Raw genomic sequence first — 26,461 nt, 5'->3', positions numbered from 1 at the left:
ATAGGCTCGCGAGCGTGGGAGTACCAACTGCTGATCCCGTTTCGGCCGAGCCGAAGCCGGACAAGGGCTGGCCGAAGCGGGCCGAACAGGCCCGCCTGCACTACGTCTCCGGCAAGGGCGGAACCGGCAAGTCCACGGTCGCCGCAGCGCTGGCGCTCGCGCTGGCCGCCGGTGGACGCCGGGTGTTGCTCGTCGAGGTGGAGAGCAGGCAGTCCATCGCCCAGCTGTTCGACCTGCCGCCGCTGCCGCCGACCGAGACCAAGATCGCCACAGCCGACGGTGGCGGCGAGGTGGTGGCCCTCGCGCTCGACATCGAGCACGCCTTCCTCGAATACCTCGACATGTTCTACAACCTCGGCTTCGCGGGCCGGGCGATGCGCCGGATGGGCGCCATCGAGTTCGTCACCACCATCGCGCCCGGCCTGCGTGATGTGATCCTCACCGGCAAGATCAAGGAGTGCGCGGTCCGCGTGGACAAAGCGGGCAGGCCCGCCTACGACGAGATCGTGGTCGACGCCCCGCCGACCGGCCGGATCAACAGCTTCCTCGACGTCACCAAGGCGATGGCCGAGATCGCCAGGGGCGGGCCGATCGCCGCCCAGTCCGAGGGCGTGTCGCAACTTCTGCATTCCGATCAGACGATGATCCACCTGGTCACTCTGCTCGAGGCGCTGCCGGTACAGGAGACCGCCGACGCGATCGCCGAACTCACCGCCAACGATCTGCGCATCGGCGCGGTCATCGTCAATCGCGCCAGCGAGGGGCATCTGCCCGTCGAGGTCCGCGACCGGGCCGCCAGGGGCGAGCTGGACCGCGACGCGATCCGCGCCGGGCTCGACCGCGCGGGCATCACCCTCTCCGACGACGATTTCGACGGCTTGATCACCGAGACCGTCGAGCACGCGGCGCGGCTGCAGGCCCAGGACGCCAGCGCGGCCGAACTGAACGAGCTCGGTGTCACGCAAATGCACCTGCCCGCCCTCACCGACGGCATCGACCTGGGCGCTCTCTACGAGCTGGCCGAGCACCTGAGCGCGCAGGGAGTGCGATGAACACCCTCGACATCTCCGGGATCATCGCCGATCCCACCGCCCGCGTCATCGTCTGCTGCGGGTCCGGTGGCGTCGGCAAGACCACCACCGCCGCGGCCATCGCGCTGCACGCCGCCGAAGCGGGTCGCAAGGTGGTCGTGCTGACCATCGATCCGGCGCGCAGGCTGGCCCAGTCGCTGGGCGTGGCCGATCTGGACAACGCCCCGCAACGGGTGAAGCTCGGGCCGGAGGCCAAGGGCGAGCTGTACGCGATGATGCTGAACATGCGCCGCACCTTCGACGACATGGTGCTCGAGCACACCAGCCCGGAGAAGGCCGAGCAGATCTTCGCCAACCCGATCTACCAGACGGTGGCCTCGTCCTTCGGCGGGACGCAGGAGTACATGGCGATGGAGAAGCTGGGGCAGCTCGCGTCCCGTCGCGAATGGGACCTGATCGTCGTGGACACCCCGCCCTCGCGCAACGCGCTGGACTTCCTCGACGCGCCCAAGCGGCTGGGAACCTTCCTGAACGGCAAGATGATCCGGCTCATCATGGCGCCTGGCCGCGGGGTCGGCCGGTTCGTGACCGGTGCGATGAGCCTGGCGATGCGCGGCGTGTCGACGATCGTGGGCGGGCAGCTGCTCAAGGACGCATCGACTTTCCTGCAGTCGCTGGAGTCGATGTTCGGCGGGTTCCAGGAGCGCGCGAATCGCACCTACGCCATGCTCTCCACCCCGGGCACGCACTTCCTGGTGGTGGCCGCGCCCGAGCCGGACGCGCTGCGCGAGGCCTCGTTCTTCGTCGACCGGCTCTCCACCGAGCGCATGCCGCTGGCCGGTCTGGTGCTCAACCGGACGCATCCGGTGCTGAGCACGCTGCCCGGCGATCACGCGCTCACCGCGGCCGACCGCCTGGCCGAGGAGGATCCGCTGACCACGGCGGTCCTGCGCGTGCACGCCGACCGGGTCGCCATGGCCAAGCGGGAGCGGCATCTGCTGGTGCGGTTCACCGGCGCGCATCCGCGGGTGAAGATCGCGGCGGTCACGGCGCTGCCGTTCGAGGTGGCCGACCTCGCCGCCCTGCGCGCGGTCGCCGATCAGCTCACCGGCGCGTCCGCGACCGTGTAGCCGGGGGCTCACGCCCCCGGACGACGTCGAGCCCGCGATCGCTCGCGGGCTCGAGGTCGTTGTGTGAATCTAGCGTCGACGGCTCACATGGCCACCTGATGCTGGCGCTGGGCCTGGAAGAAGTCGGCCCAGGAGGTGACCTCCGGATGCTGCTTGAGCAGTGCGCGCCGCTGCCGTTCGGTCATGCCGCCCCACACACCGAATTCCACTCGATTGTCGAGAGCGTCGGCTCCGCACTGCATGAGCACCGGGCAGTGCCTGCAGATGGTGGCCGCCTTGCGCTGCGCCGCGCCTCGGACGAACAACTGGTCGGGATCGACTTCCTTGCATCGGGCCTGGGAAACCCAGGCGATTCGTGCTTCGGCCTGCTCCACGTCCAATCGAGCGATGGGGGTTGTCATATGCATTTGGTGTGCCCCTTTGCAGTCCGAACACCGGTTGCCGGCGCTCCAGAATCGCGTGCCAGTCGCAGCTACCCGTCCCTTGCTGCGGACTGAACCACATTCCACTTTGAGTGTTAGCTCCATCACACTGGGTCTCAATCTAGGTAAAGGTATGGGTCGAGCGCAAGACCGTTGCGTGATCTTTTGGTACGCCCGTCCATGCATTCACTCAGATCGGACCGGTCGGTCGGTTGATGGATTCGACACGCCGAGAGGACACGCCGGACACGCCAGGGGAACACGCAGACTCGCCGTATTCCGTTCGATTACGCCCAAGGGCTGCAAGCACACCCGCAAGCCCGTCGGCAGCACCCCGTAGTCTTGGCACCGTGTCGAACGTGCCGATCACACAAACGCTCGCCAAGCTCGCCGGAAGCTGCGTGCTGGCCGCCGTGCTAGTGGCGGGACTGTTGTTTCCTCTCGCCGGTGGTTTCGGATTCGTCTCCAACCGCGCCGCCGACGCGGTGGACAACGTTTCCGCCGAGCTCGTCGAGGGCACCGTCCCCGCGGTCTCGACGATGGTCGACAAGGAGGGCAACCCGATCGCCTGGCTCTACGAGCAGCGGCGCTTCGAGGTGCCCAGCGAGCGGATCTCCAACGACATGAAGCTGGCGATCATCTCGATCGAGGACAGGCGCTTCGCCGACCACGACGGTGTCGACTGGCAGGGCACCGTGCGCGCCTTCCTGACCAACACCAGCAGCGGTGAGGTCCAGCAGGGCGCCTCGACCCTCGATCAGCAGTACGTGAAGAACTTCCAGCTGCTCGTGGTCGCCAAGACCGACGCCGAGCGCCGTGCCGCGATCGAGACCACCCCCGCGCGCAAGATCCGCGAGATCCGCATGGCGCTCACCCTGGACAAGGAACTGACCAAGGACGAGATCCTGACCAGGTATCTGAACCTGGTCCCGTTCGGCAACTCCTCCTACGGCATCCAGGACGCCGCGCAGACCTACTTCGGTGTGGACGCCGCCCAGCTGAACGTCGCGCAGTCGGCGATGCTCGCCGGCATGGTGCAGTCCAGCTCCAAGCTCAACCCGTACACCAACGAGGCGGGCGTGCTGGAGCGCCGCAACACCGTGCTGCAGACGATGGTGCAGAACATCCCGGCCCGCGCCGAGGAGTTCCGCGCCGCCATGTCCGAGCCGCTGGGCGTGCTGCCGGAGCCCAAGGGCCTGCCGCGCGGCTGCATCGCGGCCAACGACCGCGGTTTCTTCTGCGACTACGCGCTGCAGTACCTGGCCGACGCGGGCATCGGCCGCGAGCAGATCGACAAGGGCGGCTACCTCATCCGGACCACCCTCGACCCGAAGGTGCAGGACGCGGTCAAGCGCGCGATCACCGATCACGCCAAGCCCGATCTGCCGAATGTCGCCGAGGTGATGTCGGTGGTCGCGCCCGGCCAGGATTCGCACGGCGTGCTGGCGATGGCGAGCAGCCGCACCTACGGCTTGGATCAGGACGCCCACGAGACCGTGCAGCCGCAGCCGTTCTCCATGGTCGGCGACGGCGCGGGCTCGGTCTTCAAGATCTTCACGACGGCGGCCGCGATGGAGAAGGGCATGGGCATCAACTCCCAGCTCGACGTGCCGGGCCGCTACGAGGCCAGGGGGATGGGCAACGGTGGCGCCCGCGGCTGCCCGCCCGCCACCTACTGCGTCGAGAACGCGGGCGCCTACAAATCGCCGATGTCGGTGACCGAGGCGCTGGCGACCTCGCCGAACACCGCGTTCGTCAAGCTGATCCAGGACGTCGGCGTCACGCCGACCGTCGACATGGCGATCCGGCTCGGCATGCGCTCGTTCATCAAGCCCGCCACCTCGGGCTTCGGCAACCAGAGCGTCGCCGAGATGGTCAAGAACCAGAACCTCGGCTCGTTCACGCTCGGCCCGGTCGCGATCAACCCGCTCGAACTGTCCAACGTCGCCGCGACGCTGGCCTCGGGTGGCCGCTGGTGCCCGCCCTCGCCGATCGACGAGGTCATCGACCGCTACGGCAAGCCGGTCCCGCTCACCGAGCAGGCCTGCGAACAGGTCGTCGAGCCCGGCTTGGCCAACACCCTGGCCAACGCGATGAGCAAGGACGACACCTCGGGCACCGCGGCCGGCGCGGCCCAGGCGGCGGGCTGGAACCTGCCGGTCGCGGGCAAGACCGGCACCACCGAGAGCCACCGCTCCTCGGCGTTCCTCGGCTTCACCAATTCGCTGGCCGCCGCCACCTACGTCTACGGCGACAGCCCGACGCCCGGCGAGATCTGCTCGTTCCCGCTGCGCAACTGCGGTGACGGCAACCTCTTCGGCGGCAACGAGCCCGCCCGCACCTGGTTCACGGCGATGAAGGCCGTCGCGGGCGAGTTCCCGCCGCCGGTGCTGCCGCCGCTGGACGACAAATACGTGCGCGGCGCGAACAACGCCCAGGTCCCCGATGTGGTGGGCATGTCGCAGGCCGACGCGACCCGCGCGCTCACCTCGGCGGGCTTCCAGGTCTCGGCCGTGGACGGTGCGGGCCCGCCCCCGAAGGGCAGCGTGACCAGCATGGCTCCCAACGGATCGGCGATCCCCGGGTCCGTCGTCACGATCTACATCAGCGACGGAACCCAGCGCCAGGTGCCGACGCCCAGCGCGCCGACGCCGGCAGCTCCCGCTCCGCCGCCGGCGCTGCCGAACTTCCCGCTGCCCCCGTGGTGGCCCAGGTAGGGATGGTCAGAGGCGGGCTTTGACGGCCGCGGAGATCCGCGAGCCGTCGGCCTTGCCCTCGGCCAGCGCGGTGGCGATCTTCATGACCTGACCCATCTGCCGCATGCCGGGCCGCTCCCCGAGTTCCTCGGCGACCTGGGCGATGGCGGTGTCGGCGAGATCGGCCACCTCGGCTTCGGTCAGCTGGGTGGGCAGGTACTCGTCGATGATGTGCGCCTCGGCGTGCTCGTTGGCCGCCAGCTCGCCGCGTCCGGCCTGGGTGTAGACCTCGGCCGACTCGTGTCGCTTCTTCGCCTCCTTCTGCAGGACGGCGACGACTTCGGCGTCGGAGAGCTCACGCGCCTCGGTCCCGGCGACCTCGGCGTTCTGGATCGCGGCCAGCAGCATGCGCAGGGTCGCGAGGCGGAGGGTGTCCTTGGCTTTCATCGACGCGGTCATGTCCGCGCGCAGACGCTGTTTGAGTTCCGACATGGGGCTCACGGTAGTCGCTCACCCGCCGCGCGCCCTTACGGTTTTCGTCCGTGCCGCCGCCTCGGCCTGCCTGGGGGTTCGCGCGCGGCCGAGGTCGCGCGCGGGCGGCGTTACCACCCGGTCATGCCCGATTTCGCCGAGCGTGTGCGTAAACACACTCAGCGATCTTCTTCGTGCTCACCTATGCTGGGCAAATGCCCGTCATCTCGACCTCTGTCCGCCGAACCGCGTTGGTCCGCCGTACCGCGTTGGGAGCAACCGGGGCCGCGGTGGCCGGAATCGGCTACGCCTCACTGATAGAACGCAACGCGTTCGTCCTGCGTGAGGCGACCATGCCGGTCCTGCCGCCCGGATCGTCGAGCTTGCGGGTCCTGCACATCAGCGATCTGCACATGATGCCCGGTCAGAAGCTCAAGCAGCAGTGGCTGCGCGAGCTGGATCGGCTCGAGCCCGATCTGGTCGTCAACACCGGCGACAATCTCTCGCACCAGAAGGCGGTGCCCGCGGTCGTGCAGTCCCTCGGTGGATTGCTCTCCCGCCCCGGCCTTTTCGTCTTCGGCAGCAACGACTACTTCGCGCCGGTGCCGAAGAACCCGCTGAAGTACTTCAAGACCGATCACCGTCGGGTCTACGGCGCCCCGCTGCCGTGGAAGGATCTGCGCGCCGCGTTCAACGAGCGCGGGTGGATGGACCTGACCCACGTGCGCCGCGACCTGGAGGTGGCGGGCATCCGCATCGCCACCGCGGGTGTGGACGATCCGCACCTGCGCCGCGACCGCTACGAGACCATCGCGGGCACCCCCAACCCGCTGGCCGACCTCAGCATCGGCCTGACCCACTCCCCCGAGCCGCGCGTGCTCGACCGCTTCGCCGAGGACGGCTACGACCTCGTGCTGGCCGGTCACACCCACGGCGGCCAGCTGGTGCTGCCCGGCTACGGCGCGCTGGTCACCAACTGCGGCATCGACAGGTCGCGGGTCAAGGGCCCCTCCCGCTGGGGTGCGCACACTCAGCTGCACGTCTCCGCGGGCATCGGCACCTCGCCCTGGGCCCCGTACCGGTTCTGCTGCCGGCCCGAGGCGACCCTGCTCACGCTGGTCGCCGCGCCGCCGAAGCGCCCGATCACCGAGACCAGCGAGGGCCGGGCCTCCTCGCAGTCGGTAGCAGGCTGAACAAGCGCGAAAGGGGCGCCGCCGAAGGCGATTTCACGCGCCTTTCCCGAGCACGCGGGCCGCTCGACCGGGGTGGCGAGTAGGCATCGAGCCGACTCGTCGGTAGGGTCGCGTGCCGGGAACGAACGTCGGTCGTAGGAGGGGACGACGATGAGCACTGGATTCACTCGGGACTCGCACACGTACCGGACACCGCCGGGTATCCACGGCGATCGCATACCGCCACAGGCGAATCCGAGCTTCGATTCGCCTGCCGCATCGTCGGCGCCGCAACCGGCTCCGTACCAACCGGATTACGCCGCAACCCCTTTCACCACCACGCCCGGCTTCGACCACATGGAAGCCGCCCGCGCCCTCTACAAACCCGACTCCGGCGGCTACCGCCGGCTCGGCGCGGGCGCGGCGGCCGTTGCCCTCGTCGCCGGAGCCGCCGTCGCCATCTCGGCCAACGGTTCGGACTCCGCGGCCGACGACACCCCCGGCATGGTGAGCGCCCTCACCCAGTCCGCCCACTCCCGGGCCGAGGAGCCGGCGGAGCCGGTCATCTCCGCCCCCGCCGTCGTCCCCGGCTACCGCGCCGTCGTGGCCCCCGACAGCGACGCGGCCTATGACGTCCCCGCCGACTGGACCATCGCCTCCCCCGGCTATTCCGGCGGCTTCGGATTCTCCCCCAACACCATCGGCGGCAAGGGCTACGCCTCCGAGGGCAAGGACTACTGCCCCGGCTCCACCCGTACCGTCTCCTTCCTGACCGGCTCCCCCGAGACCGACTCCACCGCGGCGGCCCTGGACACCGCCACCCGAACCGCCCGCATCGCCTATGCCATCGAGGCCGCCCCCACCGCCACCGAGCCGCTCAGCTCCCTCGACGGCGCCCTGCACGGCACCTTCGTCGAAGCCCGCGGCCGCATCGACGCCCCCGCCCCCGGCTGCGCCCCCGAATTCTCCGTCTACACCTTCGCCACGAGCGCCGACACCGGCAGCCTCGTCATGGTCATCGCCGCCGACACCGGCGTCCCCAAAGCCGTCGACCCGGCGACCGCCCGCCGCGTCTTCGCCAGCATCCGCCCCTACAAACCCTGATTGACCAGCCGATTTATCGACTGAGCCCGCCCTGTTGTAAGCTACTTCAGGTTCACTCCACGGGGTGTGGCGCAGCTTGGTAGCGCGCTTCGTTCGGGACGAAGAGGTCGCAGGTTCAAATCCTGTCACCCCGACTCGTGTGGTTGAGACACGATAGAGGCCCTGACCGGCTTGCCCGGTCGGGGCCTCTGTTTTGTTCCCCCAGGCGATGAGTTCGCGACCCCCGCGCCGTCCTACCTGCGAAGCCCGAGAACACAGAACGGACAGGACGACGCCATGACCACGACCGCCAAAGGCCCGGCCTCCTACTTCCCCTCCATCGAGAAGAAGTACGGTCGCCCGATCACCGAGTGGAAGGCCCTCATCCAGGCCTCGCCGCTGACCAAGCACATGGAACTCGTGCACTGGCTGAAGTCCGAACACGGCTTGGGCCACGGGCATGCCAACGCCCTCGTCGCCCACACCCTCGCCGAGCGATCCGCGGCCTGATACCGAGATCGGCTCGGCCGATCGAGGTCGGCGCGCCTCAGCGATTCATTCCACGTGCCGGGCCGAGCTGCCTCGCTTGCTGGAGAGGCCGAGCACGGTGCGGACGGCGACCGACGGGTCGCCGAGGCTGCCGGCCAGTTCGGCGCTGGTGTCGTCGGCGACTCCCACGAGCGGTTCCATGTCGTCGATGGACACAGCGGTGACGGTCAGCTCGATGGTTCGCACGCCGCGCTCGACCACGGCCTTGCCTTTCGCCGAGAAGACCTCCGGCCGGGCGGCGAGGTGGGCGGCGACGGCATCGGCCACCGGGCCGAGATCTATGGCGATGCCGCCCAATCCGTCGGTATCGCCGAGGCGCAGGGTTCCGGCAGCGGCGGCGGGCGTGTGGCTGAACAGCCATCGGATGGCGACGAGCGCGCACAGCAGGCCTGTGCCGGCCAGGGCCCACGGCCACCAACCGGTGGTGGTGGCGGTCACCAGGCCGGGCGCTGTCACCGTGTCGGGAAAGCTGTCCCCGACAGCGGTGTTCCACAGCAACAGCGCCGCGCCGAGGGCGAGCAGAACCACGCCGACGAGTGCGGCGATCAGGCGGTCGATCGCGCCGGCCAGCCGAGTCATCTCACTGCCCTCCCGCCCGTGTTCGTGTCCGTACCGCGGGTACCTCCGCGAGGATTCCGGACAGCCCGCTGCGCACCGCGTCGTCGATGGTCTCGGCCGTGGATCCGCTGTCGGCGGTCACCCCGGCTATCACCGTGATCCGGCGTCTGCTCGCCGTCGCCCTGGCGGAGAGCACGCCGGGCACCCGCACCGCGAGGCGAGCGGCCGCCCGGGCGAGATCGTTGTACTCGATCCACACCGACGAGCGGGCGTCGGCCTGCACGGCCTTCTGTCGCCGGGGCAACGCGGCCAGCAGCAGCAACCACGCTCCGGCCACGACGGCGACGACACCCACCGGGACCATCCAGCCGGCGAAGGACAGGCCGTCGAGCCACTCGATCGCGGAATCCACCCAGCGTGTCCCGTTCAGCCAGCCCGCCGAGACCGCGGCATCGCGCAGCGCGACGACGGCGATCCCCAGCAGCGCGAGCGCCAGCAGCGCTCCCGCATAACCGACGGCGGGAGCGGCGAGCGGACGGGGGCCGGGACGCGCGACCCGGGCGGTTTCGGTGTCCGAGGCGGGAACGGTCATTCGATGCTCCTTGTCGGCGTATCGGCGACGAGCACGTGCGCGACGACGACCTCGACGCCGTCGACCCGGAGTCCGGCGTAATCACCGAGCGCGACCGCGACATTGCGCTGCACCTGGCGGGCCAGCTCGGCCAGCGGAGACGGCCAGGCGACAGCGATCTCCAGCCACACCCGGACCCGATCGGCCGAGGTCACCGCCCGCGATCTCGGGAAGTCACGGCCGGTGATCCGGTCGAGACCGCCCGCGTGTGCCAGGACGCCCGGCGTCTCCAGTGCCGCGTGCTCGGCGATCCGCTTGACCGCCCGGCTCCGGATATCCAGGGTCCCGCGGTGACTCGCGGTGTCGTCCTCGCCGACCGGCCTCGACGATGACTCGCCGCTGTCGCCTTCCCCGCGCACGTCGGTGCGGAGACCGGGGGCGGGACTAGTCACGGCCGCGACCCCGGAACGCGGCCGCCAGGTCGATCTCACCGTCGCGCTGTCCACCGATCACGTAGCCGACGGCGCCGAGCAGCAGGGCGATCAGGAATCCCCCGAAGCCACCGGCGGCAGCGGCGACGCCGAGGAGCAGACCCGCGATCAGGCCGAGAGACGATGTTGTCATTGCTACCTCCGTAGTCCGGGCGGGTCAGAGCGTGACGTACCGCCGTCTACACACACGCGGGGTGCGCCGCGCCCTGTCGCGGACCCGGCGCATCCGCACTTTCCAGGTGCCTGCCGTGGTGTGGCGCACCGTGACCACCGTCGCGGCGCGCGCAGGCGACTCACCGGGAAACGCCCGGTCGATCGAGGCGAGGGCGGCGACGAACTCGGCCGGATCGCCACCACGGTCCGGGTGCAACTGCCGGGCCGCCGCTCTGCGGGCGGAGGTGCGACCGGCGTAGCGCTCCCACTGCGGCATCACGCACCGCCGTCGGCGCCCGCGGGCAACACGTCTTCGACCATGATGCTGACCGGGCCTGCGTCGATCGCGGCGACAGCGGCCCGTATCCGCTCCGCCACCTGCGCGATCGGGACCCCGAATCGCACGCTCACATGGATGTCGACGCCGCGCTCCCCGACGCGGATCCCGGCGACGCGACGGCCGGGCAGGTACGTGGCGGCCTCACCGAACATGCCCGGGTGCAGACCGGCGACGCCGGGGACAGCCGTCACCGCCGCGGCGATGCGATCCGCGCGCCCGCCCGCGTCGTCCCGGCCGGCCGCCGGCTCCGCAGCGGCGGGCATGTCACTGCACCCGCGGCGGGACTACCTTGGACTCGTCCTCGGGCTGCGGCAGGTACACGTCGTGCACGGTGATGTTGACCTCCGTGACCTCGAGGCCGGTCATCCGCTCGATGGCCGCGATCACGTTGCGCCGGATACCCGTCGCCAGATCGGTGATGGACACGCCGTAGTCGGCGACGATATCGATGTCGATCGCGGTCTGCTTCTCGCCGACCTCCACCGAGACGCCCTGCGACTGATTGACGCTCGCGCCGGGAATGCGCTCGCGCAACGCGCCGACCATGCGCTGCGCCCCGCCGCCGAGGGCGTGCACGCCACTGACCTCGCGCGTCGCGATACCGGCGATCTTGGATACGACCGTGTCGGCGACGGTCGTCGTGCCCTGCGAACTCACCAGGAGCGACGTCTCCTCGCCCCCGGCGCCCGTGGACTTGGTCGGCTGCGTGCTCGTCATCGCGTCCCTCATTTCCTCGTGTTCGGTTGGTGCACGGATTCCGCTCAAGGACCGCAGGTCGTGCGAACACCCGTCTCGGCGACATGCAGCACCTCTGTGATTGCCAAAAATTCGCCGAATAATCCCTCCGGTGACGGTTATCTTCCGAGGTCCGTCGGCGAGGGAGCTGCTCGCGGGCGGGTCTGCTGCCGGTCAGCCGTTGCGGCGGTCGATGTATTCGACGTATCCGCGACCGGTGAGGGCGGCGCCCCGCCATTCGCCGCTGTAGCCGAAGCCGCTGACGAAGCCGCTGCCCAGGCCGTAGGTGAACGGGCTGTCCATGTCGGCCTCGACGACGAGCCAGACCCGGCCCCGGTCACGGACGGTGAACCGGGTGCGGCGGGGCAGGCGCATCGCGGGGCCCGCGGCGATGGGCGTCGGCTCGTCGGCGTACTCGACGACTTCGAAGGTGGTGTCGTGGTAAGCGGTGGTGTAGCTGTCGAGGCCGCGATGCAGGGCGAAGGTCATCAGAGGGCGGCCGCCGATCGAATACCTGCTCAGCAGGACCTGATTCGCGTCGTCGAGGTTGACGATGTGGTGACGAAGTGGTCGAGGGGCGCCTCGAGGGTGGCGGGCAGCGGGGCATCGCGCAGCAGGTGGGCGCTGGGGCAGGCGCCGTATTCGAAGGAGCACAGGCCTTCGACGTCCTGGCGCTCGCCGGCGAGGGTGATGTGGCCTTCGTAGCGGGAGAGCAGGCCCAGGTGTTTGTAGACGGGGCATGCTCGGCGGGCGGTTCCGCAAGCACATCGGGCCCCGGCCGGAGTATCGCCGACGCCGGCCGGGGGCTCTTCGCTCACCTCGCGGGCGGGCCGGTCACCCCTCGTGAACCGGCCCGCCCGGGGTCGGTGGGTTCGGTGCGGCAGCGTGGTTACCGTCGGCAGCGGCACGCCGCCGCGAGCTCCGGGAAGCGCCATCGCCGGTGAAATGGACCGGCCGGGTCGGTCACCCCTCGTGGACCGACCCGGCCGGTTGCACCGCCGAGGCAACGACCTGCCACCCCTCGAAAAGACAGGTCGCGCCTGGGGTTCCCACCGCGGTGGTGGTCTGTGGAGGTCTTTGTGACCTCGGCACCGGTTCCGGGTGGCCCGGTGTTGGGTATGACAATGCGGCCTGCTTCTTGACAGGCTCTTAAGAAGACCTTGTACGGCCGAATGGGTCGGCGGCCACCGTTCTGCTAACAAGTGGTGGCAACGCGGACGATGATTGAGATGCGCGATGACGATGGGAGTGACGATGCAAACCTTGGTGGTCTGGCTGGCGGCCTGTCTCCTGTATTGGTGGGGCCTGCTCTAGCAAGAAAAACGGGCGAGTGCGTGATGCGCACTCGCCCGTTGGGTCCGGCGGCCCCTTGGTCGGCCGGACGGGAAGATCGTCAGTTCACTACGGCTCGGCACTGCGGACACAGTCCCCAGAACACGACTTCGGCTTCGTCGACGGCGTAGCCGTGTGTCTCCGAGGGGTCCAGGCAGGGGGCCGGGCCGATCGCGCAATCCACGTCCGCGACCGCGCTGCAGCGGCGGCAGACGAGGTGGTGATGGTTGTCGCCGATGCGGGCCTCGAACAGCGCGGGCGAACCCGCGGGCTCGATGCGGCGCAGCAGTCCGGCGCCGACACAGGCGTGCAGGACGTCGTAGATGCCCTGGGTGGAGACCGAGCCGATGGCCGCGCGCACGTCGGCGGCGATGGTGTCGGCATCGGCATGCGGGCGGGCGACGACGGCCTCGAGCACCGCGATACGCGGAGCGGTCACGCGCAGGCCGGCGGCGCGCAGCCACTCGCGGGGGTCGACGGTGTCGGTGTGCATTCCTCCATATTTGGGCATTCAATTGGAATCGATCAAGTAAAGGTGGCGCACATCGCGGGGTGAGATAGGCCACGACCTGCGGCCGGAATGCCCGTGCGAGGTGGCCGGTTGTAGCAGCTGTCGGCGTCCGGACAGCCCCGGGCCTCAACCCTTCTGTCGCTGCGTGCGACCACTCGCCGAGAGGCGCTTGTGGGGCGTCGACACCGAAGCGCCGCCAGGTCCACCCCCCGGAACTGGCGGCGTTTCGCTGTCCGCGGCGCCTGTTGTTCGCCTGTTCGGCACGAACAGGTTGCCGTCGGGGGCCAGGATGCACCTATGACTTCGGCGTCCGGCAGGGGCGATGCCCTGCACCGCAGACTCGGCCTCGCCGATTCGGTGACCATCGGACTGGGCTCCATGCTCGGCGCGGGCATCTTCGCCGCGCTCGCACCGGCGGCGGGTGCGGCGGGGCCGTGGCTGTTGCTCGCCCTCGCGGTGGCCGCGCTGCTGGCCTATTGCAACGCCACCTCCACCGCCCGGCTGGCCGCTCGCTATCCGGTTTCCGGCGGGGCCTATGTGTACGGGCGGGAGCGGCTCGGACCGTTCTGGGGATATCTGGCCGGGTGGGGGTTCGTCGTCGGCAAGACCGCCTCCTGCGCGGCGATGGCGCTGACGGTCGGGCACTACGCCTGGCCCGAATACGCGCGGGCGGTGGCGGTGGCCTCGGTCGTGGCGATCACCGCGCTGAACTACACCGGGGTGCACAAGTCGGCACTGGCCACGCGGATTCTGGTGGGTGCGACGCTGAGCGTGCTCACCGTCGTCGTGGTGACCGGGCTCGCCGGAGGGCATACGAGCGCGGCCGGAGTGACGGAGCGGATCGGGCCGGGCGGCGTGCTCGAGGCCGCCGGGCTGTTGTTCTTCGCGTTCGCCGGATACGCCAGGATCGCCACGCTCGGCGAGGAGGTCCGCGCGCCCGAACGGACCATCCCCCGCGCCGTGCTGATCGCCCTCGCCATCGCGCTGGGGGTCTATCTGCTGGTTGCGGTGGCGGCGCTGCTGACGCTGGGTTCGGCCGGGCTGGCCGGGTCCGCCGATCCGCTGGCGCAGGTCGTGACCGCGGCGGGGGCGCCGGGGCTTGCGCCGCTGGTGCGGGCAGGGGCCGTGCTGGCCGCGGGCGGTTCACTGCTGGCCCTTCTGCTCGGCGTCTCGCGCACGACGCTGGCGATGGCACGGGACGCGTATCTGCCCGCGGCGCTGTCGGCGGTGCATCCGCGCTTCGGGGTACCGCATCGGGCGGAGCTGGTGGTGGGCGCGGTGGTCGCGGGGGCGGTGCTGTTGTTCGACCTGCGAGCGGCGATCGGGTTCTCCTCGTTCACCGTGCTGATCTATTACCTGGTCGCGAATGTCTCGGCCGGCACCCTGGGAGCCGAGGAAGGACGGCCCGCCCGGTGGATTCCGGTGGTCGGGGCGGGCGGATGCGCCGTGGTGGCGTCGGCCCTGCCGCTGCCCTCGGTGCTGACCGGAGCGGCGGTACTGGCGGTAGGTGCGGGCTGGTACGCGTTGCGCGCGACCGGCGGACGGCATTCGGATCAGGCACATGGCGTGTAGAAACCCGGGCGAACGGATACGGGCTCGTCGTGAAGTCGACGGTTCACCCCGAGACGGCGGCGACCGGGCGTACTTACCGGTAACCTCCCGACCTATGGTGCGCGGATTCCTGGCCGCAGTGGCGACGATGGCTGTGGTCGCGGGGACGGCGGTGGCCTCCGGAGCGATTTCCGGTGTGGCGCAGGCGCAGCCGCGCGCGGCATGCACGGTCGATTCCGGCCGGACGCCGCAGCGCGCGACTCCGGAGTCCGCGGGGTTCGACGCCGACGCGCTCGACGCGGCACTGCGTTTCGCGGCCGGGCGAAATCGGTTCAATGTGCAGATCTTCCGGAACAACTGCCTGGTCGGTGAGGGACCGGACAACGCGGAGACCGGACGCGTCCCGTGGAATGTGTGGAGTTCCACCAAGAGCGTGGTCTCGCTGCTCGCGGGGATGGCGATCGATCGCGGCGTGCTCGAATTGCACGCTCCCATCGATCGATATCTGCCGGCCGGGCTCGGTGACGCCGAACATCGCGCCATCACCGTGCACAACCTGCTCACCGAGACCTCCGGAATGAAGGCCGCCGTGCTCACCGAGGGGATCACCGGCGCCATCCCGATCGACCCGAACAGCGCGGTGCAGGCGCTGGGCGTGCCGCTGGTGAGCGAGCCGGGCACGGTGTTCAGCTACAGCCAGCGCAATGTGGATCTGCTCGCCTATGTCGTCGAACTGGCGGTGGGTGAACCGCTGCAGCAGTTCGCGCAGCGGGAATTGTTCGGCCCGCTGGGAATTCAGCGCAGCGACTATTACTGGGCGCGGGACCGTTCGGGTAATACCTACGGGTACGCGCACCTGATGATCCCGCCGGACGATTTCGCGAAACTCGGCCTGCTCGTCGCGAACGACGGCCGGTGGGGTGACCGGCAGATCGTCTCGGCCGGGTATCTGCGCGAGGCCCGTGCCCCCTCCCCCGCCAACAGTTGCTACGGCTACCTGTTCTGGCGGGGCAGCGGCTGCACCGACATTCCGGAGTTCATGCCGCCCGACACCTACGCGATGTCGGGGCTCGGGATGCAGAACGTGTTCATCGTGCCGAGCCTGGATCTGGTGGTGGTGTGGACGGGCGTGTTCGGCAATGTGAGCAGTCAGGGCCCGCAGGGGGTGCTGCAGAACTTCCGCGAACTGCCGCACGAGTTCTTCCGCAGGCTGGCCGCCGCGATGCCCGACCGCCCGCTCGGCGAACCCGCCCCCTATGTGGAGCCGCCGCTGAACACGAACCCGGCCCGCTACCTCGACACCGACCTGCTGACCTCGGTCTTCGGCTTCGGGCCCGCCGCCTACGAGAACTGCACCGTGTTCTCCTGCCTCGACTATCAGCTGGCCGCGCCGTTCGCCGACGCGCCGCCCGGCTGTTTCCTGCTGACCTGCCTGGGCACCGATCCCCGCACTCCCGGAATCCGCTGACCCGTCCGGTCTCCGGGGCGGGTCGGTCGGCCACCGATGGATGCGGTGGGCATACACGGCAGTCGCCGACCCGATCCGGAACCGGCCGATCAGCGCGCGGTCGAGGCGCCGGCGGTCAGTCGAGCGCGGTGATCCACCCGTGCGCGTCGTCGGCGCGAAGAGCTTCCGCGTGACGCTTGCGCAGCGCCGCGGCGAGCGGCCCCGGCTTGCCGTCGGCGATGATCCGGCCGTCCACCTCGGTCACGGGCGCGACGCCCGCGGAGGTGCCGGTGACGAAAACCTCGTCGGCGATGTACAACTCGGTCAGGTCGACCGTGCGCTCGACGACCGGAATGCCGTCCTCGGCGGCGAGGGTGAGGATGGTGCGGCGGTTGATGCCGTCGAGAATGTCGCAGGAGACATCAGGGGTGATGAGGGTGCCGCCGCGGACGAGGAAGATATTGGCGGCGCTGAGTTCGCAGACGTGCCCGTTGCCGTCGAGAAAGATGCAGTCGTCGTAACCGCTGTCGATGGCATCCTGCTTGGCCAGCACCGAATTCACGTAAGCGCCGTTGACTTTCGCGCGCGAGGGAATCGCATTGTCCGGAATGCGCCGCCACGGAGAGGATTTCAGGCGCATGCCGTCCTGGGGAACGATCGGCACCGCGTCGTAGACGAACATGCTCACGGTGATCTCGCAGCCGCGCACCCGGGTGCCGGGGATCGAGGCCGAGACGTGGACCGTCGCCCGCACGAACACCTCGGTGGACGGGGCATCGGCGGCGATCAGTTCGCGCACGGTCGCGACGAAGCGCGGGTAGTCCCACTCCGCGGCGAACCGGTCGATGCCGATGATCTTGCAGGACTCCTCGAGCCGCCGGAAGTGATCCTGGAGCCGGAAGGCGGTGCGGGCCGAGCCGTCCACGTGCACCGGGAACACCGTGTACACGCTGAGGCCGTACAGCACTGCCGAAGAGGCGACCCCCACGTGCGCGTCTTCGGCCGCTACGAGCCGATCACCGAGAAAGACCTGAGCATGAGGATTCGCCACCGGCGCAGGCTAACAGGAGCGCCCGGTGCGAGAGAACCCCTTATTTCTCGCACCGGGCGCACCCGTCGGTATTCGATCACGGAGGTCTCAGCGCCGGCTGAGCAAGACCTCGGCGATCTGGATGGTGTTGAGGGCGGCGCCCTTCCGGAGGTTGTCGCCCGAGATGAACAGCGCGAGGCCGCGGCCGTCGGGCACACCCGGATCCTGGCGGATACGTCCGACCAGCGACTCGTCGATGCCCGCCGCCTGCAGCGGGGTGGGCACGTCGACGAGCTTCACGCCGGGAGCCTTGGCCAGCAGTTCCTGGGCACGCTCGACCGACAACGGATCGGCGAACTCCGCGTTGATCGACAGCGAGTGACCGGTGAAGACCGGGACGCGCACGCAGGTGCCGCTGACCAGCAGATCGGGCAGGCCGAGGATCTTGCGGCTCTCGTTGCGCAGCTTCTGGTCCTCGTCGGTCTCGCCGCTGCCGTCGTCGACGAGCGAGCCGGCCAGCGGGATCACGTCGAAGGCGATCGGCGCGACGTACTTGTTCGGCGCGGGGAACCGCACGGCGCTGCCATCGTGCACCAGCTTCTCGGCCTCGTCCGCCACGGCCCGCACCTGGGAGGCCAGTTCTTCCACACCCGCCAAGCCGCTACCGGAGACCGCCTGGTAGCTGGAGACGATCAGGCGCTGCAGACCCGCCGCGTCGTGCAGCGGCTTGAGCACCGGCATGGCCGCCATGGTGGTGCAGTTCGGGTTGGCGATGATGCCCTTGGGCAGGTTGCGGGTGGCCTCCGGGTTCACCTCGGAGACCACCAGCGGCACCTCGGGATCCTTGCGCCAGGCCGAGGAGTTGTCGATGACCGTGACGCCCGCCGCCGCGAAACGCGGGGCCTGTACCCGGGACATGGTCGCGCCCGCGGAGAACAGCGCGATGTCCAGGCCTGCCGGATCGGCGGTCTCGCTGTCCTCGACCACGACCTCGCCGCCGCGCCAGGGCAGGGTCTTGCCCGCCGAGCGCGCCGAGGCGAAGAACCGCACCTCGTCGGCCGGGAAATTCCGCTCCTCGAGCAGCTTGCGCATGACGGCGCCGACCTGACCGGTCGCGCCGACGACACCAAGACGTACACCCATTGCTTATCGCCCCGTTCCCGCGTGCACCACGGCCACCTCGTCACCGCCGAGATCGAAGGCGCGGTGCAGCACCTTCACGGCGTCGTCCAGCTCGGTGTCCTTGACCAGGACCGAGATCCGGATCTCGGAGGTCGAAATGAGATCGATGTTGATGCCCGCCTCGGCCAGCGCCTCGCAGAACGTGGCCGTGACGCCGGGATGGCTCTTCATACCCGCGCCGACCAGGGAGACCTTGCCGATCAGGTCGTCGTAGAGCACCTGCGAGAAGCCGATCTCGCCCTGCCGCTTGGTGAGCAGCTCGACCGCGCGGGCGCCGTCGGCCTTGGGCAGGGTGAAGGTGATGTCGGTCTTGCCGGTCTCCACCTTGGAGATGTTCTGCAGCACCATGTCGATGTTGACCTCGGCGTCGGCGACGGCGCGGAACACCTTGGCGGCGTAACCCGGCTCGTCCGGCAGACCGACGACGGTCACCTTGGCTTCGCTGCGATCGTGCGCGACACCGGTGAGGATTGCTTTCTCCAAGGGGATGTCCTCCATCGATCCGTAGACATAGGTGCCCGGCTTGTCGGTGTAGGACGAGCGGACATGCACAGGCACGTTGTAGCGGCGCGCGTACTCGACGCAGCGCAGCATCAGAACTTTGGAACCGCAGGCCGCCATCTCCAGCATCTCCTCGTAGGAGACCTGCTCGAGGCGCTGCGCGTCGGGGACGATGCGCGGATCGGCGGTGAACACGCCGTCGACGTCGGTGTAGATCTCGCAGACGTCGGCCTCCAGCGCGGCGGCCAGCGCGACGGCGGTGGTGTCGGAGCCGCCGCGGCCGAGCGTGGTCACGTCCTTGCTGTCCTGGCTGACGCCCTGGAAGCCGGCGACCAGCACGATGGTGCCCTCGTCCAGCGCCTCGCGCAGCCTGCCCGGGGTCACGTCGATGATCTTGGCGTTGCCGTGCGCCCCGGTGGTGATGACGCCTGCCTGCGAGCCGGTGAAGGAGCGGGCCTGCGCGCCGAGGGAGTGGATCGCCATCGCGACCAGCGCGTTGGAGATGCGCTCACCCGAGGTGAGCAGCATGTCCATCTCACGCGCGGGCGGCGCGGGTGCCACCTGCTCGGCGAGGTCGAGGAGTTCGTCGGTGGTGTCGCCCATCGCGGAGCAGACGACGACCACATCGTGCCCCTGCTTCTTGGTCTCGACGATCCGTTCAGCGACGCGCCGGATGCGTTCGGCGGTGGCCACCGACGACCCTCCGTACTTCTGAACAACGAGAGCCACGGCAGGTCCTCCCAGATCGCTTGCGGCTGCTGACAGCAGACCAGACTACCGGCCGGTCACCCTGGAACCGGTGGCTACCTCCTCCGGCGTGACCCGCGCCACGCTGCGGCGATCAGAGTTTGGCCCATCCGGGCAGCGGCAGTCGCGTGCGCAGATCGTCGGCCAGCGCGGGCAGTTTGGAGGCGGCGAACAGGGCCTTGAACTGCCAGCTGTCATCGCGCGGAAGGACTCCGGCGCGCTGGGTGGCGTCGAGGAAGTCGTAGAGCGTTTCGCCCTCTTCCATCAGGCCGTGTTCATCGAAGTGGTAGCGATCGACGGCGCTGCACTGGATGAAACGGCCGGTGCCGTAGAGGACCGGCGCGGTCTCGTCGTAGGGGTACAGCCGCAGCGGGCCGCTCCAGTGGCCGCTGCCGATATAGCGGATGACCGTGCGGACGCGGCCCTCCGGGGTGACGTCGATGTAGATCTGGCCGGGCAGCGGGTCGTAGCGCCAGTCGGGGATGGCGGCGAAGAAGGCCATGTTGTAGGTGACGAAATCATCGATGCCGACGATGGTGCGCCCGAAGGTGGTGACGTCGGTGTAGCGCATGTCGGCGGCGTAGAGCTCGTGGTTGTAGCTCATGTCCCGGTCGATCCAGCTCCACCAGTACTTCTTGGCCCAGTCCATCAGCCAGGACAGATCGACGTCGAGCTTGCGGTAGAAATCGATCTTGCGCTCGAAGTCGTCGAACCAGGCCTTGGTGGTGGCCTGCAGTTCGTGCTCGGGGATCGCGCGCACCGGCACGCCCCGGTTGGAGTTCAGGAATTCCGGCACGGGACGGGCCAGGCGGGGCGTGCGCAACGCCCGCTGGAAATTCTCCTCGGTGAACATGACGCTCCCTCGTCGGTGGTGACGCTTGTGATGGGTGTGATGCCGCTATCGGCCGTTGAACAGGCGAGCGCTCGCCTTGGCGAGCAGACCCGCATAGGAGCCGCCGAGCACGCGCACCAGCAGGTCGGCCGCCTTGGCGTCGGGGCCGACCAGGATCTTGGTTTTCCCGGCGGCGGTGCCGTCCAGGATGATCCGCGCGGCGCGCTCGGGGCTGGTCATCGCATTGCGCTCGAACAACGCGGCCAGGTTCGCCAGCTCGGCGTCGTCCACGCCGGTCGCGTTCCTGGCGATGGGGGTGCGAACTCCGCCGGGATGGACGACGCTGACGCTGACCGGATGCCCGGCGATCTGCATCTCTTGGCGCAGCGATTCGGTGAAGCCGCGCACCGCGAATTTCGCGGCGTTGTAAGCACTTTGACTGGGCGCGGAGAACAGCCCGAATACGCTCGAGGTGTTGGCGATGCGCCCCGCGCCGGAGGCGATCAGATGCGGCAGGAACGCTTTGACACCGTGCACGACGCCCCAGAAGTCGATGTCGACGACGCGGGCGATGTCCTTCAGCTCGCTGCGCTCCACGGTGCCGACGAAGCCGATGCCCGCATTGTTGAACAGGTCGTTCACCACGCCGTAGCGCTCGACCACGGCGTCGGCGAAGCGCCGCACCTGGTCGAACTGCGAGACGTCGACGACCTCGGTCAGCACCTCGGCGCGCTGCACCCGGCAGCGGGCCGCGGTCTCGGCGAGCCCGGCCGCGTCGACATCGCACAGCGCCAGCCGCGCACCGCGCCTGGCCAGCTCGACGGCGAGTTCGCGGCCCATTCCGGAGGCCGCGCCGGTGACGACGGCGACGTGGCCCCGGTAGTGCTCTGACATTGTTTCCCCCTGGTGGGTCGAGGCGTGGGTGGTGGCTGCAGGCGTTCAGGCCGCCGAGTCGGCGACCGCGGTGCGCACGTGCTCGTGGACGAAACGGGCGATCACCTCGGTGACCTCCCTGCTCTCGGGCAGGTAGGGGAACACCGCGGGGAAGGCGTGGATCTGCCCGCGCCAGATGTGCAGTTCGTGCGGCACACCCGCGGCGGCCAGCCGGGCCGCCATGACCTCGGAGTCCAGCCGCAAGAACTCGTCCTCGCAGGCCAGCAGCAGGGTCGGCGGCAGGGCGGCGATATCGCCGTTGACCGGCGACAGCGCCGGGTCGAGACGACCGTCGACGTAGCAGCCGAGTTCGGCGATGCGGGTGAAGACGGCGGCGGGCAGGTACGCCTCGGTGGCCACATTGCGGTGGGCCAGTTTCCCGGCCGTATCCAGATCGAGCCAGGGGCTGACCGCGACCACCGCACCCGGCGCGGGCAGTGTCGCCGCCGCCGTGCCGAGGGCGGTGCTCAGCGCGAGGAAGCCGCCCGCCGAGTCGCCCGCGAACACCACCGACTCGGCTGCGGCGCCCCGGCCGAGGAGCCAGCGGTAGGCGTCCAGGCAGTCGCGCATCGACTCCGGCACCGTGGCGTCGGGCAGATAGCGATAGCGCACCTGGATCACCGGCAGGCGGGTCCGCTCCGACAGGGCGGCCGCCAGCCGGCGATGGGTGTGGAAGCCGCCCGCGACGAAGCCGCCGCCGTGGAAGTAGAGGACGGCGCCGTGGGCGAAGTCTCTCGCCACGCCCTCGGCCCGGACGATCTCGCAGTGCACCCCCTGCTCGCGAAGGGTCTGCACATCGAACTCGGTGCGCACCGGCAACAGCCGGGCGGCGAGGTCGATCAGCGGAGCGGCCGCCCGCAGCACCGGCGGGGTGACCGGCGCGTGCCGAAGCACCGGGCGCACCAGTTCGCGCACCAGCCGGGTCGCTATCGCCGACTGCAGACTCGGCCTGCCCCGGTCCGGATGGTGGCGGGGTTCGGGGGTGAGCGTCATTGCTTCGCCTCTCCGGCTACGCCCCGGCCACCGCACGGCGCGTCGCGGCGGGCCCGGAACGGACCATCATGTGAATCACATGATTCATGTTGCATCAGGTGATGTCAACAGCGTCGGGCACAGCCGCCCGCCGCCTTGATGACCGCGCCACGCGCGACGAACATGATGCCCATGAAGAGCATCGTGATCGACGTGCACACCGGCCGGTCCGAAGTGGTGCACGACCTGACCCCCGAGTGCGCGAAGTTCGCCGCCGACACCGGCGGCGACGGACTGCTGCACGTCTTCGTTCCACACGCCACCGCGGGCATCGCGGTACTCGAACTCGGCGCCCGCAGCGACGACGACCTGCTGGCGTCGCTGCGCGACCTGCTGCCCCCCGACGACCGCTGGCGGCACGCGCACGGCTCGCGGGGACACGGCCGCTCGCATGTGATGCCCGCGCTGATCGCGCCGTACGCGACGGTGCCGGTACTCGACGGCCGCCTCGCGCTGGGCACCTGGCAGTCGATCGCATTGGTCGACCTCAATGTCGACAATCCGGACCGGCAGGTGCGACTGTCGTTCTTGGCCGATCCGTCCTGACCCACCGGCCCCGGACAGGGCGTCCCTCCGACTCGCCCGCGATCGATCTCGGAACAGTGATCACTCCGTGATCAAACTGTGATAAAAGTCACCGGAATACGCGGCGCGCGAAGATAGCGAAATTGCTCACGCGGAAGGCCGCCGAGCGCTTCTATCGGCAGTTACACACATCCGCCCGCCACTACCCCCGGAATCGGCCCCGCGGCCGTACTCGCGAGTAGCCCCGAATCGGCGCAAAACCCGTGGTTGACGGATCGGAACGGCGCTGTGCAGAATCGGCCGAGATCGATCCACCGGGGGGCGGAGGTACCCGCTATGCGCACGAAAACCGATATCCGCTTCACGGTCGACGCCGGACCCGAGCACATCCTCGACCTCGTGGCGGCGATCGAAATGCTTCCGGAATGGTCGATGTACAGCGATGCCCGGGTGGCGACACGGCACGAGGACGGCAGGCCGCACCGGGTCTATGTCACAGCCGACGTCCTCGGCAGCTCCGATCTCCAGGTCCTCGAATACGAGTGGACCGGTAATCGCGCCGCCTGGCAGGTGGTCGACAGCTCGCGCGGCATCGGCGGCGGCGGCTGGTTCGAAGTGGCCGCGAACTCCGGCGGCACCCAGGTCTGGTACCACCTGGAATTACAGTCCCGGATGCCGTTGCCCGGGCTGCTGATGAAACGCACGGTGCAGCGCTGGCACGAAACGGCGGCACAGAATTTCGCCGAATTCGCCGAGAGCTTCCCGGAATCCGAGAACTACCACACGATATAGCGAAATCGAATAATCAACGCACCGGCGGGATACGGTCGTCGGCGCATTCGCCGGGTTCGCAGTTGCCGAGATTGTGCCGCGCCGTCTCGTGATGGTGTGTGACCCCGTACGCCGCGGGCGCGACCCGCACCCCGTCGCGCACCGCGCCGCGGATCTGGTCGACGTTCTCCCTGATCATGTCCGAGACCAGTTCATCGGTGCGTGGATCGGCCAGCACCTGGAAGACGATGCGGAACGTGGTGTCGGCGATCAGCCGGATGATCTCGTCGTGGAACGGGATGTAGCGGACCTTGCCCGCCTGCGGATCCTTCTTGATGAGTTCGACGATCATCTCGTCCATCTCCGCGCGGTTCTCCTCCAACGCGGCCGCGATGTTGCGGGTGTAGTGCCCGGTACGCAGCACGTGCGCCACCTCGTCGAGCACCGCGATGGTCATCGGGCGCTTGATGACATCGACGATGGTGCGCACGAACCGACCGACCACCGCGGCGGTCACCCGGTCGCCGAACGCGCGGTCGGCGACCCTGGCCAGGCGCACCAGGATCACCACGATGCGCAGCAGCCGCAGACTGCGGAAGATCGGGCTGGCCACCGGGATCATGCCGAGCACTTCGTACCAGTAGATCAGTGGGAACGTCCACGGCCAGCCCGCCCGGTGCCAGCGCCACAGGAACTCCGCGGCGAAGATCGCGCAGATCGCGTAGTCCACGGCCACGACGGTGCGGTAGGTGTTCTCGGGGACGTCGAAGAAGCTGATCCAGACCACCAGCACCACCGAGACCAGCGCCAGTCCCAGCATCGCGAAATCGATCGCGAACGCGGGCGGCTTGCGCGGGTACTCCCCGGACTCCGGCTCCGGCGCGGCGCCGTATTCCGAGTTGGCGGTGCTCGCTACCACGATGTTCCCTTCGACGCCGGTCCCGATCGAGGGTAACCGGCGCACCCTCTCGAAACGGACGAACCCGCGCCCGCCGGAAGCACTCTCGTCCCGCTCAGCGACCGTCCCGCAGGATCCGCTCGATATTGCGCTCGGCGAGGGCGGCGATGGTCAGCGAGGGATTCACCGTGGCGGTGCTGCCGGGGATCATCGCCCCGTCCACCACATACAGCCCGGGGTGGCCGTGCACGCGGCCGTACTCGTCGGTGGCCCGGCCCAGCACCGCGCCGCCGAGCGGGTGCGCGGTGAACAGCCCGTTGGCGTCGTAGCCCAGCGAGCGGAAGCCGAGCAGCGAGCCGGACTTCGCGGCGATCCGCTCGTCCACGGTGCGCGCGATATCGACCACCCGCTCCCGGTCGGCGGGGTTCCAGTTCAGGCCGACCGCGTCGGTGGCCGGGTCGTAGTGGAGCCGGGTGCGCGCCGAGTCGAGCACCATGCCGAGCGAGGCGAGCGCGCCGGTCTCCACCGGGATGCCCGGGATGTACCAGTTCTCCAGGGTCAGCGGTACGTCCGAGTCGTCGTGCACACGGCTCGCGCTGGGCACGCCCTGACCGAACCCGTCCAGACTGCTCACGCCCCTGGCCAGCACCACGTCGCCGTTGGTGCCCCAGCCATCACCGATGTGCTCGTTCAGATCGGGCAGCGCGCCGGTGGCCCGCGCCCGGACCAGGAGTTCGGAGGTGCCGATCGAGCCCGCGCCGAGGAAGAGTTTGTCGCAGGTCAGCGTGCGGGTGCCCAATTCGGCGCCGGTCGGATCCAAAGTCGTGACGGTGACCGCGTACCGGCCGCCGGATTCACGGGCGATCGCGTCGACCCGCTGCCCCGGATAGACCGCGGCCTTGCCGGTGTCCTCGGCGTATTTCAGATAGTTCTTGTTCAGGTCGAACTTGGCCCCGTTGGAGTTGCCGAGGTTGCTGCGGGCCACCGTCGCCGAGGCCCGCACCGCGCCGGCCAACTCGGCGCGCACGATGTCCCAGTCGAAGATCGAGTCGTTCGGCTGGGGCTCGTAGCCGGCCGCGCGCACCTGCTGATCCCAGGCGCGCGAATGCGCGAACGGCGCGGATTCGTAGATGTCGGCGGGCATGGGGCTCAGCCGCAGCAGCTGCCGGACCCGCGGGTAATAGACGCGGTCGAGTTCGCCGTAATCGACGAGGCCGCCGAACACCGCGTCGAACAGCTTGCGCGGCGGGGCGACCATCACGCCGCTGAAGATCACCGAGCCGCCGCCGACCGCCGCCGCGCGCCAGACGTCGATGCCCGGATACTCGGTGCAGTCGAGCACGCCGCCGAAGGAGGAGAAGCTCATCGGCACCTTGGTGACGCCGGTGAAGCTGGTGCGATGCCAGAAGCCGCGACCGTCCGGCAGATCGTCGCCGGTGAAGATCTCCCGCCACGGATCGTTGGGCCAGCGCGAGCCGCGTTCGAGCACGGAGGTCTGGATCCCGGCCTGCGCCAGGCGCAACGCGGTCACCGACGCGCCGAAACCGGAACCGATGACCAGGGCGGTGGAGTGTCCGGGCGGGACCGGAAGGGGCTGGAAGATCTCCGGAACCCACTCGCGGAACAGGTCGTACCAGAACGGCTCCGCGGCGGCGGGTCGCACTCCCGAGATCGAACTCGCTCCGGCGAACAATGCCGCCACACCGGCCGCCTTGAACAGGGCGCGTCTGCGCACCGGGCCACCTCCATCAATCACGCATGGCGCAG

Annotated in this window: 28 protein-coding genes, 1 tRNA gene and 1 pseudogene; 11 read left to right on the top strand and 19 right to left on the bottom strand. The window is 69.3% G+C overall.

Annotated features, from left to right (window positions below; all coding sequences use genetic code 11):
• Window positions 1–14 precede the first annotated feature (14 nt).
• Both bagA and bagB read left to right on the top strand, forming a co-directional pair.
• Window positions 15–1,052 carry an ATPase BagA gene (gene bagA, locus ON26_RS01225; protein WP_040794052.1) on the top strand — a complete coding sequence of 346 codons (1,038 nt, stop codon included), beginning with the start codon at window positions 15–17 and terminating at the stop codon, window positions 1,050–1,052.
• A complete protein-coding gene (bagB, locus tag ON26_RS01220) occupies window positions 1,049–2,161 on the top strand; it encodes an ATPase BagB (protein ID WP_040794051.1) in 1,113 nt (370 codons plus the stop codon). The genes bagA and bagB overlap by 4 nt, the downstream gene beginning before the upstream one ends.
• An 83-nt stretch (window positions 2,162–2,244) precedes the next feature.
• Here bagB and ON26_RS01215 read toward each other — a convergent pair whose 3' ends face one another.
• Window positions 2,245–2,568: a WhiB family transcriptional regulator gene (locus tag ON26_RS01215; protein ID WP_011206869.1), complete on the bottom strand. Its 324-nt coding sequence runs from the start codon at window positions 2,566–2,568 to the stop codon at window positions 2,245–2,247.
• A gap of 374 nt (window positions 2,569–2,942) precedes the next feature.
• Between ON26_RS01215 and ON26_RS01210 the strand changes: the two genes are divergently transcribed.
• Window positions 2,943–5,300 (top strand): penicillin-binding protein, encoded by a 2,358-nt coding sequence (locus ON26_RS01210; protein WP_040794050.1) that lies wholly within the window; start codon window positions 2,943–2,945, stop codon window positions 5,298–5,300.
• A 6-nt stretch (window positions 5,301–5,306) separates the two neighbouring features.
• Here the strand turns inward: ON26_RS01210 and ON26_RS01205 are convergent, their stop codons facing one another.
• Complete coding sequence (locus ON26_RS01205) at window positions 5,307–5,771, bottom strand: GatB/YqeY domain-containing protein (RefSeq protein ID WP_040794049.1); 465 nt, start codon at window positions 5,769–5,771, stop codon at window positions 5,307–5,309.
• Window positions 5,772–5,965: 194 nt separating this feature from the next.
• Between ON26_RS01205 and ON26_RS01200 the strand changes: the two genes are divergently transcribed.
• From ON26_RS01200 to ON26_RS01185, 4 genes are all read left to right on the top strand, one after another.
• Window positions 5,966–6,943, top strand: coding sequence for a metallophosphoesterase (locus ON26_RS01200; RefSeq protein WP_040794048.1), 978 nt, complete (start codon window positions 5,966–5,968; stop codon window positions 6,941–6,943).
• A gap of 150 nt (window positions 6,944–7,093) precedes the next feature.
• Window positions 7,094–8,026: a DUF8017 domain-containing protein gene (locus tag ON26_RS01195; protein WP_157171741.1), complete on the top strand. Its 933-nt coding sequence runs from the start codon at window positions 7,094–7,096 to the stop codon at window positions 8,024–8,026.
• 60 nt (window positions 8,027–8,086) lie between these two features.
• Window positions 8,087–8,160 (top strand) — tRNA-Pro (locus ON26_RS01190).
• A 142-nt stretch (window positions 8,161–8,302) separates the two neighbouring features.
• Window positions 8,303–8,515, top strand: a complete 213-nt coding sequence (locus tag ON26_RS01185; protein WP_040794046.1) for a DUF4287 domain-containing protein — start codon at window positions 8,303–8,305, stop codon at window positions 8,513–8,515.
• Between the two features lie 45 nt (window positions 8,516–8,560).
• On the opposite strand, the gene ON26_RS01180 is transcribed toward ON26_RS01185, so the two are convergent.
• The 9 genes and pseudogenes from ON26_RS01180 to ON26_RS01140 all read right to left on the bottom strand — a co-directional run bounded on the left by ON26_RS01180 (window position 8,561) and on the right by ON26_RS01140 (window position 13,227).
• Entirely contained in the window at window positions 8,561–9,133 is a 573-nt protein-coding gene (locus ON26_RS01180) for a hypothetical protein (RefSeq protein ID WP_051026475.1), read from the bottom strand.
• A gap of 1 nt (window position 9,134) precedes the next feature.
• Window positions 9,135–9,704 carry a DUF6286 domain-containing protein gene (locus tag ON26_RS01175; protein WP_040794045.1) on the bottom strand — a complete coding sequence of 190 codons (570 nt, stop codon included), beginning with the start codon at window positions 9,702–9,704 and terminating at the stop codon, window positions 9,135–9,137.
• Complete coding sequence (locus ON26_RS01170; RefSeq protein WP_157171740.1) at window positions 9,701–10,135, bottom strand: Asp23/Gls24 family envelope stress response protein; 435 nt, start codon at window positions 10,133–10,135, stop codon at window positions 9,701–9,703. The genes ON26_RS01175 and ON26_RS01170 overlap by 4 nt, the downstream gene beginning before the upstream one ends.
• Window positions 10,128–10,307 carry a hypothetical protein gene (locus tag ON26_RS01165; protein WP_040794044.1) on the bottom strand — a complete coding sequence of 60 codons (180 nt, stop codon included), beginning with the start codon at window positions 10,305–10,307 and terminating at the stop codon, window positions 10,128–10,130. Before ON26_RS01165 ends, ON26_RS01170 begins: the two co-directional genes overlap by 8 nt.
• 24 nt (window positions 10,308–10,331) lie before the next feature.
• A complete protein-coding gene (locus ON26_RS01160) occupies window positions 10,332–10,604 on the bottom strand; it encodes a hypothetical protein (protein ID WP_040794072.1) in 273 nt (90 codons plus the stop codon).
• The gene (locus tag ON26_RS01155) at window positions 10,604–10,930 is read right to left on the bottom strand and encodes an Asp23/Gls24 family envelope stress response protein (protein ID WP_051026470.1); all 327 of its coding nucleotides are present in this window, start codon (window positions 10,928–10,930) and stop codon (window positions 10,604–10,606) included. The genes ON26_RS01160 and ON26_RS01155 overlap by 1 nt, the downstream gene beginning before the upstream one ends.
• Before the next feature lies 1 nt (window position 10,931).
• Window positions 10,932–11,384: an Asp23/Gls24 family envelope stress response protein gene (locus tag ON26_RS01150; protein ID WP_040794043.1), complete on the bottom strand. Its 453-nt coding sequence runs from the start codon at window positions 11,382–11,384 to the stop codon at window positions 10,932–10,934.
• 192 nt (window positions 11,385–11,576) lie between these two features.
• Window positions 11,577–12,337, bottom strand: a pseudogene (locus ON26_RS35205) (DUF6670 family protein).
• Between the two features lie 458 nt (window positions 12,338–12,795).
• The gene (locus ON26_RS01140; RefSeq protein WP_040794042.1) at window positions 12,796–13,227 is read right to left on the bottom strand and encodes a Fur family transcriptional regulator; all 432 of its coding nucleotides are present in this window, start codon (window positions 13,225–13,227) and stop codon (window positions 12,796–12,798) included.
• A gap of 315 nt (window positions 13,228–13,542) precedes the next feature.
• Here ON26_RS01140 and ON26_RS01135 point away from each other — a divergent pair, with 315 nt between their 5' ends.
• Together ON26_RS01135 and ON26_RS01130 are read left to right on the top strand one after the other, a co-directional pair.
• Window positions 13,543–14,817: an APC family permease gene (locus tag ON26_RS01135; RefSeq protein ID WP_040794041.1), complete on the top strand. Its 1,275-nt coding sequence runs from the start codon at window positions 13,543–13,545 to the stop codon at window positions 14,815–14,817.
• Between the two features lie 94 nt (window positions 14,818–14,911).
• Window positions 14,912–16,264 carry a serine hydrolase domain-containing protein gene (locus tag ON26_RS01130; RefSeq protein ID WP_040794040.1) on the top strand — a complete coding sequence of 451 codons (1,353 nt, stop codon included), beginning with the start codon at window positions 14,912–14,914 and terminating at the stop codon, window positions 16,262–16,264.
• Window positions 16,265–16,379: 115 nt separating this feature from the next.
• Here ON26_RS01130 and ON26_RS01125 read toward each other — a convergent pair whose 3' ends face one another.
• From ON26_RS01125 to ON26_RS01100, 6 genes are all read right to left on the bottom strand, one after another.
• Window positions 16,380–17,294: an aminotransferase class IV gene (locus ON26_RS01125; protein ID WP_040794039.1), complete on the bottom strand. Its 915-nt coding sequence runs from the start codon at window positions 17,292–17,294 to the stop codon at window positions 16,380–16,382.
• An 87-nt stretch (window positions 17,295–17,381) separates the two neighbouring features.
• Complete coding sequence (locus tag ON26_RS01120) at window positions 17,382–18,416, bottom strand: aspartate-semialdehyde dehydrogenase (protein WP_040794038.1); 1,035 nt, start codon at window positions 18,414–18,416, stop codon at window positions 17,382–17,384.
• A 3-nt stretch (window positions 18,417–18,419) separates the two neighbouring features.
• A complete protein-coding gene (locus ON26_RS01115; protein ID WP_040794037.1) occupies window positions 18,420–19,685 on the bottom strand; it encodes an aspartate kinase in 1,266 nt (421 codons plus the stop codon).
• Window positions 19,686–19,797: 112 nt separating this feature from the next.
• The gene (locus tag ON26_RS01110; RefSeq protein ID WP_040794036.1) at window positions 19,798–20,556 is read right to left on the bottom strand and encodes a hypothetical protein; all 759 of its coding nucleotides are present in this window, start codon (window positions 20,554–20,556) and stop codon (window positions 19,798–19,800) included.
• Window positions 20,557–20,601: 45 nt separating this feature from the next.
• Window positions 20,602–21,429, bottom strand: coding sequence for an SDR family NAD(P)-dependent oxidoreductase (locus tag ON26_RS01105; protein ID WP_040794035.1), 828 nt, complete (start codon window positions 21,427–21,429; stop codon window positions 20,602–20,604).
• A 45-nt stretch (window positions 21,430–21,474) separates the two neighbouring features.
• On the bottom strand, window positions 21,475–22,461 hold the full coding sequence (locus ON26_RS01100; RefSeq protein WP_083883643.1) for an alpha/beta hydrolase: 987 nt from the start codon (window positions 22,459–22,461) through the stop codon (window positions 21,475–21,477).
• Between the two features lie 171 nt (window positions 22,462–22,632).
• Here ON26_RS01100 and ON26_RS01095 point away from each other — a divergent pair, with 171 nt between their 5' ends.
• Together ON26_RS01095 and ON26_RS01090 are read left to right on the top strand one after the other, a co-directional pair.
• Window positions 22,633–23,046 (top strand): secondary thiamine-phosphate synthase enzyme YjbQ, encoded by a 414-nt coding sequence (locus ON26_RS01095; protein ID WP_040794069.1) that lies wholly within the window; start codon window positions 22,633–22,635, stop codon window positions 23,044–23,046.
• Window positions 23,047–23,361: 315 nt separating this feature from the next.
• Entirely contained in the window at window positions 23,362–23,817 is a 456-nt protein-coding gene (locus tag ON26_RS01090) for an SRPBCC family protein (RefSeq protein WP_040794034.1), read from the top strand.
• A gap of 13 nt (window positions 23,818–23,830) precedes the next feature.
• Here ON26_RS01090 and ON26_RS01085 read toward each other — a convergent pair whose 3' ends face one another.
• Window positions 23,831–24,715 (bottom strand): hypothetical protein, encoded by an 885-nt coding sequence (locus tag ON26_RS01085; RefSeq protein ID WP_051026478.1) that lies wholly within the window; start codon window positions 24,713–24,715, stop codon window positions 23,831–23,833.
• Between the two features lie 94 nt (window positions 24,716–24,809).
• Window positions 24,810–26,429, bottom strand: coding sequence for a GMC oxidoreductase (locus tag ON26_RS01080; protein ID WP_040794033.1), 1,620 nt, complete (start codon window positions 26,427–26,429; stop codon window positions 24,810–24,812).
• Window positions 26,430–26,461: the final 32 nt, after the last annotated feature.

It is taken from the genome of Nocardia higoensis NBRC 100133 (assembly GCF_000308595.1).
Classification (GTDB): Bacteria; Actinomycetota; Actinomycetes; order Mycobacteriales; family Mycobacteriaceae; genus Nocardia; species Nocardia higoensis.
Note: the sequence above shows the minus strand (reverse complement) of the source record. Positions and strands in the feature narration are given on the sequence as shown.

Coding starts and splice junctions, on each gene's coding strand:
- ON26_RS01160 (WP_040794072.1), bottom strand. CDS start 10,604: ATGCCGCAGTGGGAGCGCTACGCCGGTCGCACCTCCGCCCGCAGAGCG.
- ON26_RS01155 (WP_051026470.1), bottom strand. CDS start 10,930: ATGCCCGCCGCTGCGGAGCCGGCGGCCGGCCGGGACGACGCGGGCGGG.
- ON26_RS01110 (WP_040794036.1), bottom strand. CDS start 20,556: ATGTTCACCGAGGAGAATTTCCAGCGGGCGTTGCGCACGCCCCGCCTG.
- ON26_RS01105 (WP_040794035.1), bottom strand. CDS start 21,429: ATGTCAGAGCACTACCGGGGCCACGTCGCCGTCGTCACCGGCGCGGCC.
- ON26_RS01175 (WP_040794045.1), bottom strand. CDS start 9,704: ATGACCGTTCCCGCCTCGGACACCGAAACCGCCCGGGTCGCGCGTCCC.
- ON26_RS01180 (WP_051026475.1), bottom strand. CDS start 9,133: ATGACTCGGCTGGCCGGCGCGATCGACCGCCTGATCGCCGCACTCGTC.
- bagB (WP_040794051.1), top strand. CDS start 1,049: ATGAACACCCTCGACATCTCCGGGATCATCGCCGATCCCACCGCCCGC.
- ON26_RS01185 (WP_040794046.1), top strand. CDS start 8,303: ATGACCACGACCGCCAAAGGCCCGGCCTCCTACTTCCCCTCCATCGAG.
- ON26_RS01205 (WP_040794049.1), bottom strand. CDS start 5,771: ATGTCGGAACTCAAACAGCGTCTGCGCGCGGACATGACCGCGTCGATG.
- ON26_RS01095 (WP_040794069.1), top strand. CDS start 22,633: ATGAAGAGCATCGTGATCGACGTGCACACCGGCCGGTCCGAAGTGGTG.
- ON26_RS01150 (WP_040794043.1), bottom strand. CDS start 11,384: ATGACGAGCACGCAGCCGACCAAGTCCACGGGCGCCGGGGGCGAGGAG.
- ON26_RS01120 (WP_040794038.1), bottom strand. CDS start 18,416: ATGGGTGTACGTCTTGGTGTCGTCGGCGCGACCGGTCAGGTCGGCGCC.
- ON26_RS01215 (WP_011206869.1), bottom strand. CDS start 2,568: ATGCATATGACAACCCCCATCGCTCGATTGGACGTGGAGCAGGCCGAA.
- ON26_RS01090 (WP_040794034.1), top strand. CDS start 23,362: ATGCGCACGAAAACCGATATCCGCTTCACGGTCGACGCCGGACCCGAG.
- ON26_RS01200 (WP_040794048.1), top strand. CDS start 5,966: ATGCCCGTCATCTCGACCTCTGTCCGCCGAACCGCGTTGGTCCGCCGT.
- ON26_RS01100 (WP_083883643.1), bottom strand. CDS start 22,461: ATGACGCTCACCCCCGAACCCCGCCACCATCCGGACCGGGGCAGGCCG.
- ON26_RS01135 (WP_040794041.1), top strand. CDS start 13,543: ATGACTTCGGCGTCCGGCAGGGGCGATGCCCTGCACCGCAGACTCGGC.
- ON26_RS01165 (WP_040794044.1), bottom strand. CDS start 10,307: ATGACAACATCGTCTCTCGGCCTGATCGCGGGTCTGCTCCTCGGCGTC.
- ON26_RS01130 (WP_040794040.1), top strand. CDS start 14,912: ATGGTGCGCGGATTCCTGGCCGCAGTGGCGACGATGGCTGTGGTCGCG.
- ON26_RS01140 (WP_040794042.1), bottom strand. CDS start 13,227: ATGCACACCGACACCGTCGACCCCCGCGAGTGGCTGCGCGCCGCCGGC.
- ON26_RS01195 (WP_157171741.1), top strand. CDS start 7,094: ATGAGCACTGGATTCACTCGGGACTCGCACACGTACCGGACACCGCCG.